Below are 15,902 nucleotides of genomic sequence, written 5' to 3'. Positions count from 1 at the left end.
TAGGAATCATCTTCTCAATGTAGCATAGTCTTTTTTTTAAAATGTCCTTTACAAAGGGTACACTTTATAAAGTCTGTTTCTTAGACTTTATGTGACAGTCCTTTTTTTATTCGAATATCTCTTTTTCTCCATAAACCCCATCAGCAATAACCGTTTCTTGTATGTTTTCCTTGGTTACACTTATAGGATCTAATAGAATAGAAGGAACATCTTTATTTCCATTTTTTATGCTCGTGTCAGTCGTAATCGTTTCATTATTTCCGACATCTATTGCTAATTTTGCAGCTTCCTTAGCTATTAATGAAATGGATTTATATACGGTCATTGTCTGTGTCCCAGCAACAATACGTTGAAGTGCTGCTAATTCTGCGTCTTGACCGGATATTGGAATAGTTCCTGCTTGATCACCAAAAGCTTCGATCACTCCCCCTGCTGTTCCATCATTTGCAGCTATAACGGCATCGAGACCTTGGTCAGTCTCTTCCATAAATTGTATTATGTTTTCTTTGGCTACATCCGGTGACCAGTTATCTGTGAATTCATTGTAAACAAGTTCGATTTCACCATTGTCTATAAGTCGCTGTAAAACCTGTAAACTCCCCTCACGAAGAAGTTTCGAGTTATTGTCCGATTCAGCTCCACCAACGTATGCAAAGTTTCCACTACTTACCTTTTCCAATATGGCTTCTGCCTGCAATTTTCCTACTTTTTCATTATCGAACGATAAATAATAATCTACATCAGCATCTAAAATAAGACGATCATAGGAGATCACTTTTACATCAGCATCGTGTGCCATATGAACAATTTCACTAGCATCACTTGCATCAGTAGGGACAACAACTAAAACATCAACCCCTTCATTAATTAATAGTTTAGCTTGTTCCACTTGGACATTTTGATCGCCATTAGCAGCTAATGTTTTCACATTTCCTCCTAAACTCTTGATTTCCTCCTCAAATATTTCCTTATCTCGATACCATCTTTCCTCACGAAGTGTATCGATAACAAAGCCTACATATAATTCATTTTGATTGTTTATTAATTTTTGAGTTGCTTCCACTTCATTTACGGTCGAATCGGAAGAGTTACAAGCAACTAATACAAAGATTATTGTGAAGCTTAATATATGTAATATTTTCATCTTATTCCCACCTTTTATATTTCAAAGCGTTTGATTAATCTATTCATTTTTTCCACTAATTGTTGTAACTCATTAGTCCCATCTGAAACTTGTTGGATTGCTTCTTTTTGCTGAATAGCAGATGAAGCGATTTGTTCAGAACCTGCAGCAGATTCTTCTGAGATAGAGGCAATATGCTCTACTGAACTATTTATCTCATCACTAGATTGTTGAAAATAAGAGATCGTGGATGATATATCATGAATTCTTTCAGACATATGAGAAACTTTTTCCTTGATATCAAAAAAGTATTGGCCTGATGTTTCAATTTGCTCTTTTCCTTTGTTTACTTCAGAAAAACCTTTGTTTAGCCCCTCTACCATAATTTGAATTTCTTCCTTCACTCCGTCAACAATTTCTGTAATACTCTCTGATGATTCACTAACTTCTTCTGCTAACTTACGTACTTCCTCCGCTACAACCGCAAAACCTTTGCCTGATTCGCCTGCACGTGCAGCTTCAATAGATGCATTAAGAGCTAATAAATTGGTTTGATCTGCGATAGAACGAATAGTATTAACAAACTCAGATATAGAGGTAGCTTGTTTTTCAAGGCCATTTACTTTTGTGACAGAATCTTGCACAGTTTCTGTAATGGTCATCATCTGTGTTAAGGACTGTCTCATTTGTTTATCACCTTGAACTGATACAGATAGAACCTCCTCTGAAGTTTGCACCAATTGTTCTCCATTCTGTTTAGCAGTGTTTGTTCTTTCGCTAAAATGACTTGTCTTTTCCGATATGTTACTGGATTCATCTGCTTGGTTGGTAGCACCATGTGCCAATTCTTCAATGGTTACAGCAACTTGTTCACTGCCTTCTTTAATTTCATTAGACGTATTCGCGAATTTTTGCACCTGAGTATCGACTGTACTTGCTAATGTAGAGATTTGGACAATCATATCTTTTAAACTTTCTTGCATTCGATTGATGGATTTTGACAGATGTCCTATTTCATTATGACTAGTATCATCTAACTTTTCGACATTTAAATTACCATTAGCAATGGCATCGCTAGTTTTCACCACTTGTTGTAAGCTTTTTCGTATAGAACGACTAATAAAGAACATTAATGCAATGGAGATAACGAAAGAAATAGCGATGGAGGAAATTAAAGTGAGAATAGCCCCCCATATCCCCTGTTCTGCTTTATTTATAGCAGCGAGATTAGATGCTATTGCTTCTTCGGTTAATGTATTTCCTAACTCCATCGTTTCTTCCTTTAAAAGATTTGCTTCTGACTGTAATTTAGTGAAAGTTTCCGTATTAATTTGCTGTACATTAGGAACGATGTTACTAAAGTAATACTCATCAAGTTCATGGTTGTTTGTAATAATTTGGTTTAAGATAACTTGTTCTTCGTCAGTTACAATATTTGCTTGTAATGATTTCGCTGTATGAACAAATTCGTTGCTAAGTTCAAGGTAGCCGAGTAGTCTTTCGTCATCTTCATCAATTATGTATTCAGGAATATATAGGTATTTTTCTTGATATAGTGACATGAGCTCCGACACTGCTGTCACAATTTGGTTTTCACTACGTGTTTCCTTGATATATTGATTAACATTAGAAAGCAGCCAATAGGTTATACATACAGATAATATAAAAAACACCATCACCACAGAAAACACAAGACCATATTTTCCTCCAATCGATCGATCACGCCATAATTTGTTCATTTTCATAGTTGTCTTTTCCCTTCCTCTTATACAAATTCCCTATATATATTTAGGGTTGCAATTAGTAATATCGACATATACCGCTATAATGTTTAGTAGTTAAGATTTATATTAAGAGGTCAGTTGTGGTTTCAGTTAACACAAGGAGCTGTCTCAAAATTCAGCTCAGTGAACTTTAAGACAGCTCCTTAGATCTATACTTCTACATTTGGAATGACAAAACCAACTTCTGCTGTTTATCACTTTTCGCTTTTGACAAGGTTTGTTGCCCTTTTGGATGCTTCGAATTCCCTTGTTCATTAGTTCAAAGAAGGCATTATAAGCCTTTGCATATACATTAATACACTACCTCTTCCTCACCTGTTCTCACATTAACAAACACTTGTCTCTCATGTCCTTGATCATTTTCTCCTTCAAAAACAAATACCTTTTCATATTGATTCGTTAATACCGATGGAACATACTGCATTGCGGTATACGTAAACGAAAACCCCGAATAGTTTTCTTCCAAATGGACTAGCGCCTGCTCCTTGTTTACTTGAGCATCGTCCGGAGAGAACTTTAACTCCGCATAAAAAGGACGATCCAACGAAATGAGGCTGGCAAGTTTACCTGTTCGGGCGTCAACCGTTAATCGATAAGCAGCGTTCGTATCGATGCCGTTATGCATGGGAATAATCCGATAGGTGTATAACTGATGATCGACATTGCTCTCGTAATTATAATTTAATCCTTTCACTTCAAATCGAAATTCCTCTGTATCTAGTATTCGTGGAACATAAGCTTGTAATTTTTCTTGAACGGTTTCTTCCGGTAAAAGATCGCCGTTTTTTGATAATTGACTATTATTAAAGCTGAGCAGTCTTCCTGTATACACATTCCATTCTGCATAATAATTGCCTTGTTCACCCTGAATCATCGTGTTGTACGAACCAAAACCTTCTAGTACTTCTTGCGGAATCTCAGGCGTAATGGTTACTTCTGCGTCCGGCATTTGAAATACTTCTTTGGCAAGTGCCTTCTGTTCCTTTTTAGTTAGTATCTTCCGTTCCTCTGGAAACTCTTGAAAATGACTGTATGTGTACGCAAGTCGATCAATGTTATAATGGATGGTCATAAGCTGTTCCATTGGGAAGGGCTTAACTAGTGATACTGGTCGGTAGTCTCGAACATGATTGAGTCTCAAACGCTGTTCTTCCAATAATTTCTCATATTCTTCAAAATAACCATTCATCATGGTTAGTGCTTTTTCATCCCGTGTTGACCATGCATCCTGCTTGTATCGCTCATGTAACACATGTAAAAATTCCCCCAAGTTAAAGCTCAATGTTATTTGATACGGATGATTATTTTCTTGTCTCCTTTCAAACAAGTTCAACTGTCGTTTCATTCTTGGAGTTTTCTCATTGACCTCATCAATTAAACCAATTGTGTTAAAATTGGCATCCCCTTCCCACTTCACGCGATCTAATTCAAAGTATATGTCACGTACAGTTTGTTCTAAGCTTGAAACTTCATAAAGTAGATTTTTACGCTTGTCAACGTATTGAAAGAAGCTGAATATAAGAATGACCACTACTAAAAATAAAAGAAGGAAACGCATCTTCCGTAATTTGAGCTTTAGCTTAATTTCTTGATCCAGCTTATTGGATGGCTTGATCGGTTCATCTGCTTGTTTGATATTCTTCCTTTTAATAAAGTTATCTCCCGATTCATACACCTTTGTGCAATGTGTGCAGCTTCCTAAATGCTCATCTATCGCTTGTTTAACACTGTGGTGTAATTCATCTTCTTGATAAAGCACATACATATCTTGAACTGCTTCACATGTCAGCTTCATTAAATTCCCTCCTCTTGTGATTGATATAGGCGTTTGAATTTCTTCCTTGCCCGATATATACCAATCTTCACTTTTCCTTCATTTTGATTCAAAATGCTTGCTATTTCTGAGTAGGTGAAATCTTGAAAATCTCTTAAAAGTATATAAGTTCGCTCTTCTTCTTTCAGCTGACTTAGCACACGTTGAATCAATTGCTGTTCGTGGACTGCTTCATAGTGATTGTGAGCATCAGGCCAATCCATCTCGGTGTGATCCACCTGATGCTCTAGCTGATTACTTTTTTTCTTTACGTCATTTAAATATATATTCCGAGCAATCGTAAATAGCCATGTCTTCAAGCTGCTGTCGCCGCGAAATTGTCCAATTCCTTTAAATGCTTGCAAAAACGTATCCTGCGTCAACTCCTCTGCCTTATGAGCATTCATCGTCGAACGGAAAAAGAAGCGATAGACCGAATCCTTGTACTTTATAAATAATTTTTCTAACGGATCTGCCATTTTTTTCTCTCACCTCTTTTTCATTCTATACATACAGACAACTGTATCATGGAAAAGTTACGGAAAAATTGATTTTTTTAATAAAAAGGATTTGCTGAATGTTAGTTGATTTCGAGTTAACAGGAAACATTAAAAATATTAAACCTTTATTAATATAGCATGATAATCTATATATTCGTAAATATTTTAATAGCTTCTGCTTCTGTGAAATCTGTAAATAATAGTCACATAAGAGAACCGGGCAAAACCCGCCGGTACTATCAGCTTTATCCGAACTAATTCGCATTAGAACAAAACTGCGAACTAGTGAAAATTTGTCTTGATGCAGCTACCTTCCATTCTAATTTAAGATGTGTGCTATCATTCGCTCCGGCAGAATACTTCGCTAATTAAGAGGTTCTACCTTTCAGGAGAATAGGCGCGGAATTCATTTCTTTTGTGCTCTTTCTTCCATCAGAACACCACACAAAGCGGAGGCAAGATACGTAGACTCCAACGGGAACAGCGCGAGCCGCAGACCCCGCAAGAAAGCGACTTTTGCTTTCTGAGGAGGCTAAGGCCGTGCCCGTGAAAAGCGAAGTATCTTGCCGAAGCGATTATTTGCACTCAGCTTCGGAAGTATGGTAGAAAGTCATGCTAAAGTTATTGCGTAGTATATGGATATTGCGAATGAATTTTATACTTTCTGATAGTATAAAGAAAACTCGGCGATTGACGAGCCTTTGGCGAAGTTAGAGACGTAGTTGCGCTTATCTATCTTCCTAAAATGGTCCACTACGTCGAGATTGCTTCCTTACTTTCCTATACGGTACAAAAAGACCTTCCACATACAATTGTTGTATATGGAAGGTGTCTTTTTGATTATATAGCTTATTCAAGTAAAGCGCCTTGTTTGCGGAACATCTTTTTTGTAATCCTGGGTAAGGCAATGCTCCATAGCAATTTTTTCATTCTTGATGTTTTTACTCCTTATGTTTTGCTAACTTATCTCGGTCAGGAGCTTGCGGTGGGTACTCCATCCAGCCGTTATCAATCATAATATTAGCTCCATCCTCGGCATATTTCCCGATTTCCGAAGTTAGCCGGCTATAATGGGCCTGGATGTCACGCCTCATGGTTGTCGCCATACTTGTTCCATAATAACCCATTCCAATTGAAATCAATCCAGTTGTTAGGAACATCATCAGTTTGTCTGAAAACGGCGAAACAGTTGAATCTGTAACCTCCATATCCCATGACATTGGAACAGGTAAGTCATCTTCACGTAAAATGGATCCAAATATTTCAACGTGTTTTGCCGCGATTTCTTTCCCTCTCACCATATATTGCCTCACCTTTTTTGAACTGGCTACTTGGCTAAACCCTATAAGGGTCGGTACACCTAAGGCATTTCGCTGAATATTTTCATACAGATTCGTAATTTCTAATGAAACTAGCGGTCTTCGATTACCGAACCATCCAGTCAGGAAACTTTGCTTATTCACAAATTCCACTTTTTCTGGTGTTGGTAAGTGTGGTGGACGGATATAAAGCCCTTTATTTAATAATAGATCTGTCGCCATTTTATGAAGATTGGTAAATTCAGAAAGGCAGTTTGAAAAGTAAGCATGAATATCCGATCTTGCTGATAAAGCAACAGCCACACTAAACGCATTAATTCCCAACTTCCCCAATTGATGCATGAAGTATAATATATAACTGTCTGAATATAATTGCGGAGCACCGACATTGACATCAGCGTCGGTAAAGCCTTGAGGAACAGGACAATTTTCATTATGAAAGAAGGCAGTAAGTTTTGCAATATGGGATTGTGACAACTCTAAACCGTGTTGGACGATGTCTTTAATATTCGGATCTTCAACGGTTGCTGAAAAATATTGAAGCAAACACTTCGACAGAGTGTCATATTGATAAGTTCCCCAAATCTGTGAAAGTTCTGCTGCTGTTAACTTAACGTTATTGTGTGGGGTGTCCATTATGATGACCTCCATTTTATTATAAAAGTAGTTGATTTTTTGGGTAAACTCCCTTCATTTTTCTTCGCTAATTCGTCTTCAAAAAATGCTTTAAAACGCATATAGACCCACTATCATTTTGATAAGAAGCCCAAAGTTGGGAAAGCTCTGCAGAAGTTAGTTTTATGTCCTTTTCAGTTTCCATGATATTCTGTCCTCCATTACAACGTATTACATGGCTAATATTATTTGGACTTATGGAATAGAATATTCATTTTTATATGTTCTTCGCTGTAAGTGACAGTCACCCAAAACTAAGAGAATAGTATGGAGAAGAGATGACTGTGGCAAAAAAGAACGGTTGAAACAAATAAAAAAGAATAATCATGATATCTTTGAGAAAATGAAAAGTGGTGTAGATCCTTCTGAACTTGTTAAAACATATAATAGAACTAATTCAGAGGTCGCCGAGAGGATTAGAGAATTAAAAGAAAGGGTAAAGAAGATGAGGATAAATCCTGAGATGCAAAAATTCATAAGTGAAGAAGAAATGGAACAAATTGAATTTTTGGAGGATTCTATTCGTCAATCTGATTCAACAGAAGAAGTTGAAATGTTCACCGATTTAATCGCTACTATCATTGAAAATGTGATTGAGAGATATATTGAAGAATATGAATCTAGAAATCTGTCAGAAAAAGATAAAAAAGTTGAGGCGCAACTAATGCCTTAATACAGGACAACCTTTCCGGGTTGTTTTTTTGGTTCTATAATACTTGATAAAGTATAGATATCAGAAGTTTTCAAAAAGAGCCAGTCACATGCCCCCATAACAATAAATGCATTGTCATCGGTAACGTTTTTTTACAAAAACAAAAGGACACTTTAAAGAATCGCGTCTCGATTGTGGAAGATCATTATTGCAGTGAAGTATTGTGTCCTTTTCGTTAACTTATACATACTAATGGTATTTCTATGAAATAGAAACTCCTGCACTTGCAGAACCTGTAAGAGTGGTAGCGATTGGAATACCCTCTGTAATTTCTACAGAGAAAACCATCAGCAGGCGTTCTCCTGCAGTTACTGGAATAGATAATGTATCATTAATTCCACTTGAGCTTAAACCCAACCGGCTTCATACAATAAATTCGTCGAAGCATAAGTAGCCGGCACATCCCCCGGGTTTCATCGGCTCATCATTAAAGTATTTATCCAATAATATTACTTTGAATATAAGCATCAGGATTCTCTAACGAATAACGCACACCTGCTGAGCTGCCAAATGAACTCGTCTTCTCCCTTGAAATAGCTTTTCTACTGATCGAATGGTATTCTACGCCCTGCTTTTACCATAACCTCTACGTTATAAATATGACGGCCATCATAATCTAATCGCGTACGCTTTCTCCTCTATAGAGAGATCCTTTTCATTGGGGCTACCAGAGCTCCCTTTACGGGTGTCCTGTAACCCATCTATTCCATTTTTTCACTTATACTTCTTTCATTATTCTAAGTCTTGAAGTGGTGGTTTTAAACGGCACGGTAACTCGATAGCCGTCATTTCCCTCGTATTCACCTGTATGAGTGTTAAAGACACACAAATTCATTTCATTGTCAGATGGGCGAATTTTTAAAATTCTGATACGCCCTTCGCCACCGTTTTCCGCATATTGCCAGTTTTGAAATGATTGAAAAACTTGATTTCCATTGTCGCCAACATCCATTCTGTAGCTGACGTTCTCCGTAATGTGATGGCCGGAGAAAACAGCGAGTAAATTGCTATGCTTTTTAAATGACTTCTGCCACATATCTTCTCCATCATTAGCACCGGTAGCCCCGGGATAATCTTTCGGATTATGCTGATCCCCCTCTTTCGTTCTCTCGCCGTACATGTACATATAACAATGGGAAATGATAATTGCGGTATGATTACTGTATTTCGTCAATATCTCGTCTGCCCAGCGGAGCACGTCGTCCCTCGGACCAAACTCAAGCGATAGAAAAAGAAAACTTCTGCCTCCAATATCCAATGTCGCATAACTGTTTTCAATCTGTCCTTCCTCAAATGTTCCTCCGAACCACGGACAGTTTTCATATCGATGTAACCCAAAATATTTGTTAAACATCTTCAAACTTCGATCTTCAGCAAGCAAATTATCATAGTCGTGATTCCCTACCGCCATAAGCATCGGAATATTTGTATTATATATTTCCTCAAACGCTTTTTCCGCCACCTTGAACTGAGCTTCATCCCGCTCTCCAGTGTCCACAACATCACCAACGTGGAGAACCATTTGTAAATTCAGTTCTTCTGCATGATCTTTAATCCATTTCGTCAAGTTTTGATAGATAGATGGCTGTTTCCACGGTAAAACTTGTGTATCCGGAATAATAACAATCGAAAATTCCTTATCATGAATAGACATACTATATCCCCTCACCTTTTCTAAAATATATACTAATTTTTTCCCACTAATTTTCTAATCTGGTTTTTCAGGAACTAAGGTCTAACCAAAAACATCACCTTACTTTCCTTCACTCGTGGCCATCATGATATACTCCCGATAATAAGCTAACAGTTCTTCCATCTGATCAACAATCACGTCAGGTTTTGCAATAAATTTATCACGAACATCTAATGCTTGATCCATGCCAGCGCCCCGAATCCAGGCGGTTTTCATACCAGCTTGAACCGCTCCTGTAATATCCGTGTTTAGATTGTCACCGACCATTACGCTGTGCACTGCCTTAGTGCCGAAAAACTCCATCGCAAATTGAAATAGATACGGATTCGGTTTTCCTACATACTCCACCGTTTTGCCGATAATTGCTTCAATTGCAGCAACTAATGCACCTGTTTCTGGTACCCTGTTTCCTCTGGAACCCGGATGATACAAGTCAGGGTTCGTAGAGACGATCCTTACGCCTTTACTTTCTAATTCCTCAATTAACTGTATTTTATCAAAAGTAAATGCAGTATCCCTGCCGATCACAATCGCATCAACCATAACATGATTTTTCAGACCAACCACCTTATGCCCCCATCTCTCTAACGATTGTTCTAATCCTTTTGAACCGATAACTTTTACCGTTAACAATCCGTATTTTTCCTTGAGATACGCACCTGTCATTTCTGTAGCTGTTACAATTTCCTCTGGTGACACCATTAAATCCATTTTTCGCAGTTTTTCTGTAATTTCTTCACCAGTTTGTCTAGAGTTGTTCGTAATAAAACCAACCTTTTTCCCTTCTTGTCGCAGTAATGTCAACATTTCTTTCGCACCAGGAGCAGGCTGGTTCGTATGATAAATACAACCATCCAAGTCAAAGAAAAAAGCTTCCACTGACTTAAGAGCATTGATACAACCATGATTTCCTAATTTCCCCATACAATTACACCACCCTATTGTTTTGAAACTCATTTCAGACAATAAAAAAAGAGAAAGCCTGACCAATAAAAGGGCGCACAATGCTACCCCCTTATTAATCAGAGCTTTCTCTCATTCACCCGCTCAAAAAAATAAGTAGATTTTTATGTTAATTATTTTATCGGTTATCGGTTCGTAATTGATATTATACAATAGACGTCTGATTAATTCAATCAGATTCAACAACTTCATTGAAAGTAAGCGACCACAAATTAGAATCACTGACAGAGAGCGAGGTAGCCCCAGCTTGCAAAATTGTCGAAATCTCTTGCTTCGTTTCAATCAGACCGCTTGCGATGACCGGAATGTCCGTTAAATCCTCGGCAAACCTAGAAACTACCTTATCAATAATACCCGGCATGATTTCAATACCATCCGGCCTAACCGTCTTCGCCAATTTTAAACTGTTTTCAAGTGCAAGAGAATCTAATACAAAAAAATGTAATATGGAATACAGCCCTACTTTTTTTGCCTCTTTAATTAAATGACTCTTTGGGGTAATAATACCATCCGCTCCAATATACTCTGCGACAAATGCAACCGACTCTTTATCCGTACTAGACAACCCCCGAATAAGATCCAAATGTATGAAAGCTCCTTTTCCCGCATCAGAAGTTTCCCGAACCACATGGATCAAATCTTTCACGTTCCCACCCATAAAAAATAGGTTGTCCACACCACTTTCCAATGCCTTTTCTGCATCACTCAGGTGTCTTACAGCCGCAATCATTGGTTTTTGGCCTATCTTATGCGATAATTCCATCTTTTTCCATCCCTTTCACCATAAAATAAAATATGTCCCGTCTATTAATTGTAGTTTATCAATTGATCTACTATTTTTTTTATTCCAACGATATCCATTCTTTCAGGTTTAATCCCATTGTAACTTTTGAAACTTAAATTTAAGTTTCTTGCAGGGCCAAACCCCGTATTTTGCAAATTGAGTTTCCCGTCAATATAATAGTATTTTTTAGGGTCTGAGTGGATATTTGTAATTAAATTTTCATTTACAATATCCCACGCAGGTGCTACAGATTCTTGCCGTGCTTTTTCTCCTTGTAAAAGAGTTTTTCTCGCTAAGAAAAAAGCAATCAAAGTTATAACAGCTGCTATTATTTGGGTGATACCAGCTACACCTTGCCACCAATCCTGTTCTAATAACTTTTGATTACCCAAATATGTTGTAATTTCATTAATAATATTTAATATCTTTTCCAACATAACACTTCCCCAAAGATCTTTTATCAATTTCGTCTAACGTTTTCTTTCAGACAAGGACTCAAAAGACAATTGCATTGCACCTTACTGAATGTTGCATCTCCAATAAAACTTCGACTTGCTTTCAAAAAATTCCTTCATTTATTCAACAATCTGGCCAATTGTGGAAATCAATCACATATAAATAAAACTTCTTCACTTTAAGAACTTTCTTTCATGAAAGAAGGGTACTTATCCTTCTTGTTAAAGAAAGGGACTTAAATTCCCTGTTAATGTGTTTTCAATTAACTGACCAAGCTGTTGATCATATCACAAGGTTAAGTACCAAGATAATAAAGTAATTTGTCAAAATAGTACTTAAAACACCATTAAGTACCAAAATTAATAACCACACGACAAAAAATGACACTTATAACGGTTATAAGTGCCAAAATCAAGACTAGATCTCATAAACTTGGTACTTAACAGCTGAATAAAAACCAAATCAATAAGAAATACAATGAAAATGACACTTATCGTTTGATCCAGTTACCCTTAAAAAAGTTTTATCTATATTAGTTAAGCGAACTTGGATCTGCTTAAAAATACGCAGATGTCTATAAGAGAAATAAGCGGAATACCTCGGATACTGTGACCAATACTACTTTAATCGAATGTTTAAAAAATGGGTTGGAGTGGCTCCGAGCCACATCGTTTAAGAGTCCAATCGGCTTACTGGGCACGCATATGCTAAAAAACTGGTCTATGTCATCTACATAGACCAGTTTTGTCTTTGCTTTATTTTTCTGGTGCTAACTCAATTGCTTGGCGTAGTGCTTCAATCATGCTTCCATCATCAACGATTCCTTTTCCCGCTATGTCAAATGCGGTACCATGGTCAACACTCGTACGGATGATTGGTAGGCCAACAGTAATATTCACTCCAGCTTCTAGACCCAGCACTTTAATTGGGCCGTGCCCTTGGTCGTGATACATCGCAACAACAATGTCAAAGTCACCACGTTGCGCACGGAAGAATAGCGTGTCTGCTGGCAGGGCTCCTTCAACATCAATGCCTTCTTCCTTCGCACGTTTAATAGCAGGATCAATTTTTTCTTCTTCTTCTCCATTACCAAACAAGCCATTTTCTCCTGCGTGTGGATTAATGCCGCAAACACCAATCTTCGGCTGTTGAATTCCTGATTTAGAAAGGGTATCATGCGCCAAACGAATTACTTTATATACACGTTCAGGTTCAATGCGGTTGATTGCATCAATAAGACCCATATGTGTAGTTACATGAATCACTTTTAACTTAGGTGAAGATAGCATCATGGAGAAGTCTTTTGTATTCGTTAACTCCGCCAAAATTTCTGTATGGCCAGGGTAAATATGGCCACCTTTGTGCAACGCTTCTTTATTTAGTGGCGCTGTACAAATGGCATCAATTTTTTCATCATTCGCTAGTTCAATGGCAGTTTTCAAATATTGAAATGCTGCATCCCCTGCATCAGCTGAAACTTCTCCAAACGGAAGGTCAGCTGGAAGTAAATTCAAGTCTACGCATGCTATTTCCCCAAAAGTAGTTGCAGTATAATCTGCTTGATGGTCAATTTTATTTACCGTAATCTCAGCATTTAAAAATTCTGCCGCACGTTCTAGCATTTTAGCGTCACCAATCACAATTGGATGTGCTTGTTCATAAACCTCTTTATGTTGGAGACTTTTCACAATTACTTCTGGTCCTACTCCGGCAGCGTCTCCCATTGTAATTCCTATAATCGGCTTCTTACTCATCACTTGAAACTCCCTTCAATACTTGCATCGCTTGATAGATTGACTGTTGACTACCAAATGCACCAGCTTTTGTTACAACTTTAAATTCTTTTTCAGTACCGATTAAAGTACCGAGTGGAATTCCTGCTTCCAATTGCTTAATCAAACGAAAGCCTATTCCACCTAGCTGACGAGCAGCATCTTTCGCTGTATCACCGCCAGTTAAAACAAGACCGGATAGATTTTCATTTTTTTCTGAAACTCCATTAACAATTTCACCAATCGCTTGTGATATTCGTTCTCCGATTTGATTGTCGGACAAGTTCCATTCACTTCCGACTTGTTTTACTTGCTCACGTACTTGTTCATTTGATGGAACATAAACCACCACGTCATCCCCTGATTCCATCCTTTGAACACATTCTTCTATATATCCTTCTCTTAGCGTTTTCCATTTATCCGTAAACATTTGAACTGGATCCAATTCAACAGTAAAAACATCAGCCTGTTCAGCCGCAAACTTCACTTGGCTCTGTGTTACTTGTGATAAACTTCCACAGACCGTCAATACATTTGCAGTTTTAGTGAATGAACGCGCCTCCACCTGTTGACCAATTCCTAACACTTCAGGTAGAACCTCAGCTAAACCTGCTGATCCAGCCCAAATGATCTGTTCAGAAATACTTACCATCTGTTGTGCCATCTGTTGTAATTCTTCTTGTGATTCTGCATCACAAACAACATACTGAATATTTTTTTCTTTAAAAGTTTGTAATTTTTCACGTAAGGAAGATCCATTAATATCCACTTTTGTTAATAAACCTACCGCTTCACCAATTTCATTTTCTATCAGTCTTGGTATATATGATTCTTTAACTGGGTGTTTTGGATCTTTTGCAACTTCGGTATCTGATAGTTTTACGCCATTCACATAATGAACCCCGTCCTTAGTTGTTCTGCCGTAAGCTGGAAAGGCAGGAGCAATGATAATAAACTCTGGCAAATACACTTCAGATAGTGCTTGTAGTTCCGTACCAATATGTCCTCTTAGCGTCGAATCCATTTTTTTATAAACATAACGATAACCAGCCTCTTTAAGAAATAAAGCAGCCTGTTTAGTTTCTGATTTTGCTACTTGATTCGATAAAGAGCGGGAATTGGTATCAATCACTAATCCACTATCTAAATCATGAGTATGCTCAGGGATATCAAACAAAACAGAAGTATTAATCCCTTTTTCGGTTAATTGCACACCACTATCATTCGCACCAGTTAAATCATCTGCAATGATTCCAATTAGTTTACTCATGTTGATCCCTCATTTTCAATTTTAAGCTCATTCTTTAATTGCATAATCTTCCGGTAGACGTACACCTTTTTTCTCTAATCGTTTTACTAAAAAGGCAATATATATTGGCAATAGGACTGCTGTTGTTACTGTTGATGCCGCAACTTGTACAGTTGCAAGGTCCGCATGTGCCGCAAAACTTGCACTGGCAGCTGCGATTGCTGCAGGTGTTGCTACCGCATTACCAGCAGTAGAACCTTCTGCTGCACCTACAATCGGATTCCATTTCATTGCTTTAAAGACAATGTATCCAACAGTTCCAGTAACGAATACAGTTAATAATCCAAGAATTATACCAGATAGTCCACCTTCAATAATGCTTCCAAAGTCAATTCCCATACCTAATGCGAATGCAAAGAATGGAATTAACATGGAGCTTCCTTTGTCTAAAAACGCTCTCATTTCCCCGTCTAAGTTACCTAATACCATACCAACAATGATTGGAAGTAGAACGGAAAGAAAGGATACAAATGAGAACATACCATCAACAAATCCCATTGCGCCGAAAATAGCTAACGCTACCATTGTAAAAAATGGTCCATCATTTAATGCAAGTAACGAGTATGCTGCCCTATCTGTCTTGTCTCCATATTGACCTACCATTGCTACATAAAGCCCACCGTTACTATTGGTCATCGCTGCAATAATTGCAATTGGTGCAAGACCTAACCATAGCCCATTGTCATCAACGAACATGTAAGCGATTAAACCTACAGCAGCACCTACTAACCATTTAGTCGCCAATAATGTTGCACCTTTCCCAAGACTTACCCCAACACTTTTTAAATTAATTTGAGCACCAGTACATAGTAAGAATAGTGCGATTAATGTACCCGCTCCATCAACAAATAGTGCTTGTGTAAAGTTACCAATTCTTAATAAATCAGGTACTAATGTGTTTAATATTGCAGCAAGTAATAATGGAACAACCATCATACCTCCTGGTATTTTCTCTAACGTTGCTTTAATTTGCATTGTAAATCCCCCTCAAATAAATTG

At 37.6% G+C, this 15,902-nt stretch carries 15 protein-coding genes; 1 reads left to right on the top strand and 14 read right to left on the bottom strand.

What is annotated here, in order from left to right; translation table 11 throughout:
• Nucleotides 1-106: 106 nt before the first annotated feature.
• From GHD00_RS11180 to GHD00_RS11155, 6 genes are all read right to left on the bottom strand, one after another.
• Nucleotides 107-1,144 (bottom strand): sugar ABC transporter substrate-binding protein, encoded by a 1,038-nt coding sequence (locus tag GHD00_RS11180; protein ID WP_163538243.1) that lies wholly within the window; start codon nt 1,142-1,144, stop codon nt 107-109.
• 14 nt (nt 1,145-1,158) lie between these two features.
• Nucleotides 1,159-2,868 carry a methyl-accepting chemotaxis protein gene (locus GHD00_RS11175; RefSeq protein ID WP_163538242.1) on the bottom strand — a complete coding sequence of 570 codons (1,710 nt, stop codon included), beginning with the start codon at nt 2,866-2,868 and terminating at the stop codon, nt 1,159-1,161.
• Between the two features lie 331 nt (nt 2,869-3,199).
• Nucleotides 3,200-4,702: a zf-HC2 domain-containing protein gene (locus GHD00_RS11170; RefSeq protein WP_163538241.1), complete on the bottom strand. Its 1,503-nt coding sequence runs from the start codon at nt 4,700-4,702 to the stop codon at nt 3,200-3,202.
• Nucleotides 4,702-5,199 (bottom strand): RNA polymerase sigma factor, encoded by a 498-nt coding sequence (locus GHD00_RS11165; RefSeq protein WP_163538240.1) that lies wholly within the window; start codon nt 5,197-5,199, stop codon nt 4,702-4,704. The genes GHD00_RS11170 and GHD00_RS11165 overlap by 1 nt, the downstream gene beginning before the upstream one ends.
• 962 nt (nt 5,200-6,161) lie before the next feature.
• Entirely contained in the window at nt 6,162-7,175 is a 1,014-nt protein-coding gene (locus tag GHD00_RS11160) for a DUF3231 family protein (RefSeq protein ID WP_163538239.1), read from the bottom strand.
• 67 nt (nt 7,176-7,242) lie between these two features.
• Nucleotides 7,243-7,359, bottom strand: coding sequence for a DUF3231 family protein (locus GHD00_RS11155; protein WP_163538238.1), 117 nt, complete (start codon nt 7,357-7,359; stop codon nt 7,243-7,245).
• A 318-nt stretch (nt 7,360-7,677) separates the two neighbouring features.
• Here GHD00_RS11155 and GHD00_RS11150 point away from each other — a divergent pair, with 318 nt between their 5' ends.
• The gene (locus tag GHD00_RS11150) at nt 7,678-7,887 is read left to right on the top strand and encodes a hypothetical protein (protein ID WP_163538237.1); all 210 of its coding nucleotides are present in this window, start codon (nt 7,678-7,680) and stop codon (nt 7,885-7,887) included.
• Between the two features lie 240 nt (nt 7,888-8,127).
• Here GHD00_RS11150 and GHD00_RS11145 read toward each other — a convergent pair whose 3' ends face one another.
• The 8 genes from GHD00_RS11145 to GHD00_RS11110 all read right to left on the bottom strand — a co-directional run bounded on the left by GHD00_RS11145 (nt 8,128) and on the right by GHD00_RS11110 (nt 15,878).
• A complete protein-coding gene (locus tag GHD00_RS11145; RefSeq protein ID WP_163538236.1) occupies nt 8,128-8,283 on the bottom strand; it encodes a hypothetical protein in 156 nt (51 codons plus the stop codon).
• A gap of 361 nt (nt 8,284-8,644) precedes the next feature.
• Nucleotides 8,645-9,580 (bottom strand): metallophosphoesterase, encoded by a 936-nt coding sequence (locus tag GHD00_RS11140; RefSeq protein WP_163538235.1) that lies wholly within the window; start codon nt 9,578-9,580, stop codon nt 8,645-8,647.
• A 99-nt stretch (nt 9,581-9,679) separates the two neighbouring features.
• The gene (locus tag GHD00_RS11135; RefSeq protein WP_163538234.1) at nt 9,680-10,543 is read right to left on the bottom strand and encodes an HAD-IIA family hydrolase; all 864 of its coding nucleotides are present in this window, start codon (nt 10,541-10,543) and stop codon (nt 9,680-9,682) included.
• 208 nt (nt 10,544-10,751) lie between these two features.
• The gene (locus tag GHD00_RS11130) at nt 10,752-11,345 is read right to left on the bottom strand and encodes a glycerol-3-phosphate responsive antiterminator (protein ID WP_163538233.1); all 594 of its coding nucleotides are present in this window, start codon (nt 11,343-11,345) and stop codon (nt 10,752-10,754) included.
• A gap of 44 nt (nt 11,346-11,389) precedes the next feature.
• Nucleotides 11,390-11,800, bottom strand: a complete 411-nt coding sequence (locus tag GHD00_RS11125; protein WP_163538232.1) for a hypothetical protein — start codon at nt 11,798-11,800, stop codon at nt 11,390-11,392.
• 777 nt (nt 11,801-12,577) lie between these two features.
• Nucleotides 12,578-13,576 (bottom strand): 4-hydroxythreonine-4-phosphate dehydrogenase PdxA, encoded by a 999-nt coding sequence (pdxA, locus tag GHD00_RS11120; RefSeq protein ID WP_163538231.1) that lies wholly within the window; start codon nt 13,574-13,576, stop codon nt 12,578-12,580.
• Nucleotides 13,569-14,864 (bottom strand): four-carbon acid sugar kinase family protein, encoded by a 1,296-nt coding sequence (locus GHD00_RS11115; protein ID WP_163538230.1) that lies wholly within the window; start codon nt 14,862-14,864, stop codon nt 13,569-13,571. Before GHD00_RS11115 ends, pdxA begins: the two co-directional genes overlap by 8 nt.
• A gap of 27 nt (nt 14,865-14,891) precedes the next feature.
• On the bottom strand, nt 14,892-15,878 hold the full coding sequence (locus tag GHD00_RS11110) for a 2-keto-3-deoxygluconate permease (protein ID WP_163538229.1): 987 nt from the start codon (nt 15,876-15,878) through the stop codon (nt 14,892-14,894).
• Between the last annotated feature and the right edge of the window lie 24 nt (nt 15,879-15,902).

Source organism: Gracilibacillus sp. YIM 98692 (genome assembly GCF_010993965.1).
Lineage (GTDB): Bacteria > Bacillota > Bacilli > Bacillales > Amphibacillaceae > Gracilibacillus.
This window is presented reverse-complemented; position numbering and strand designations above follow the sequence as displayed.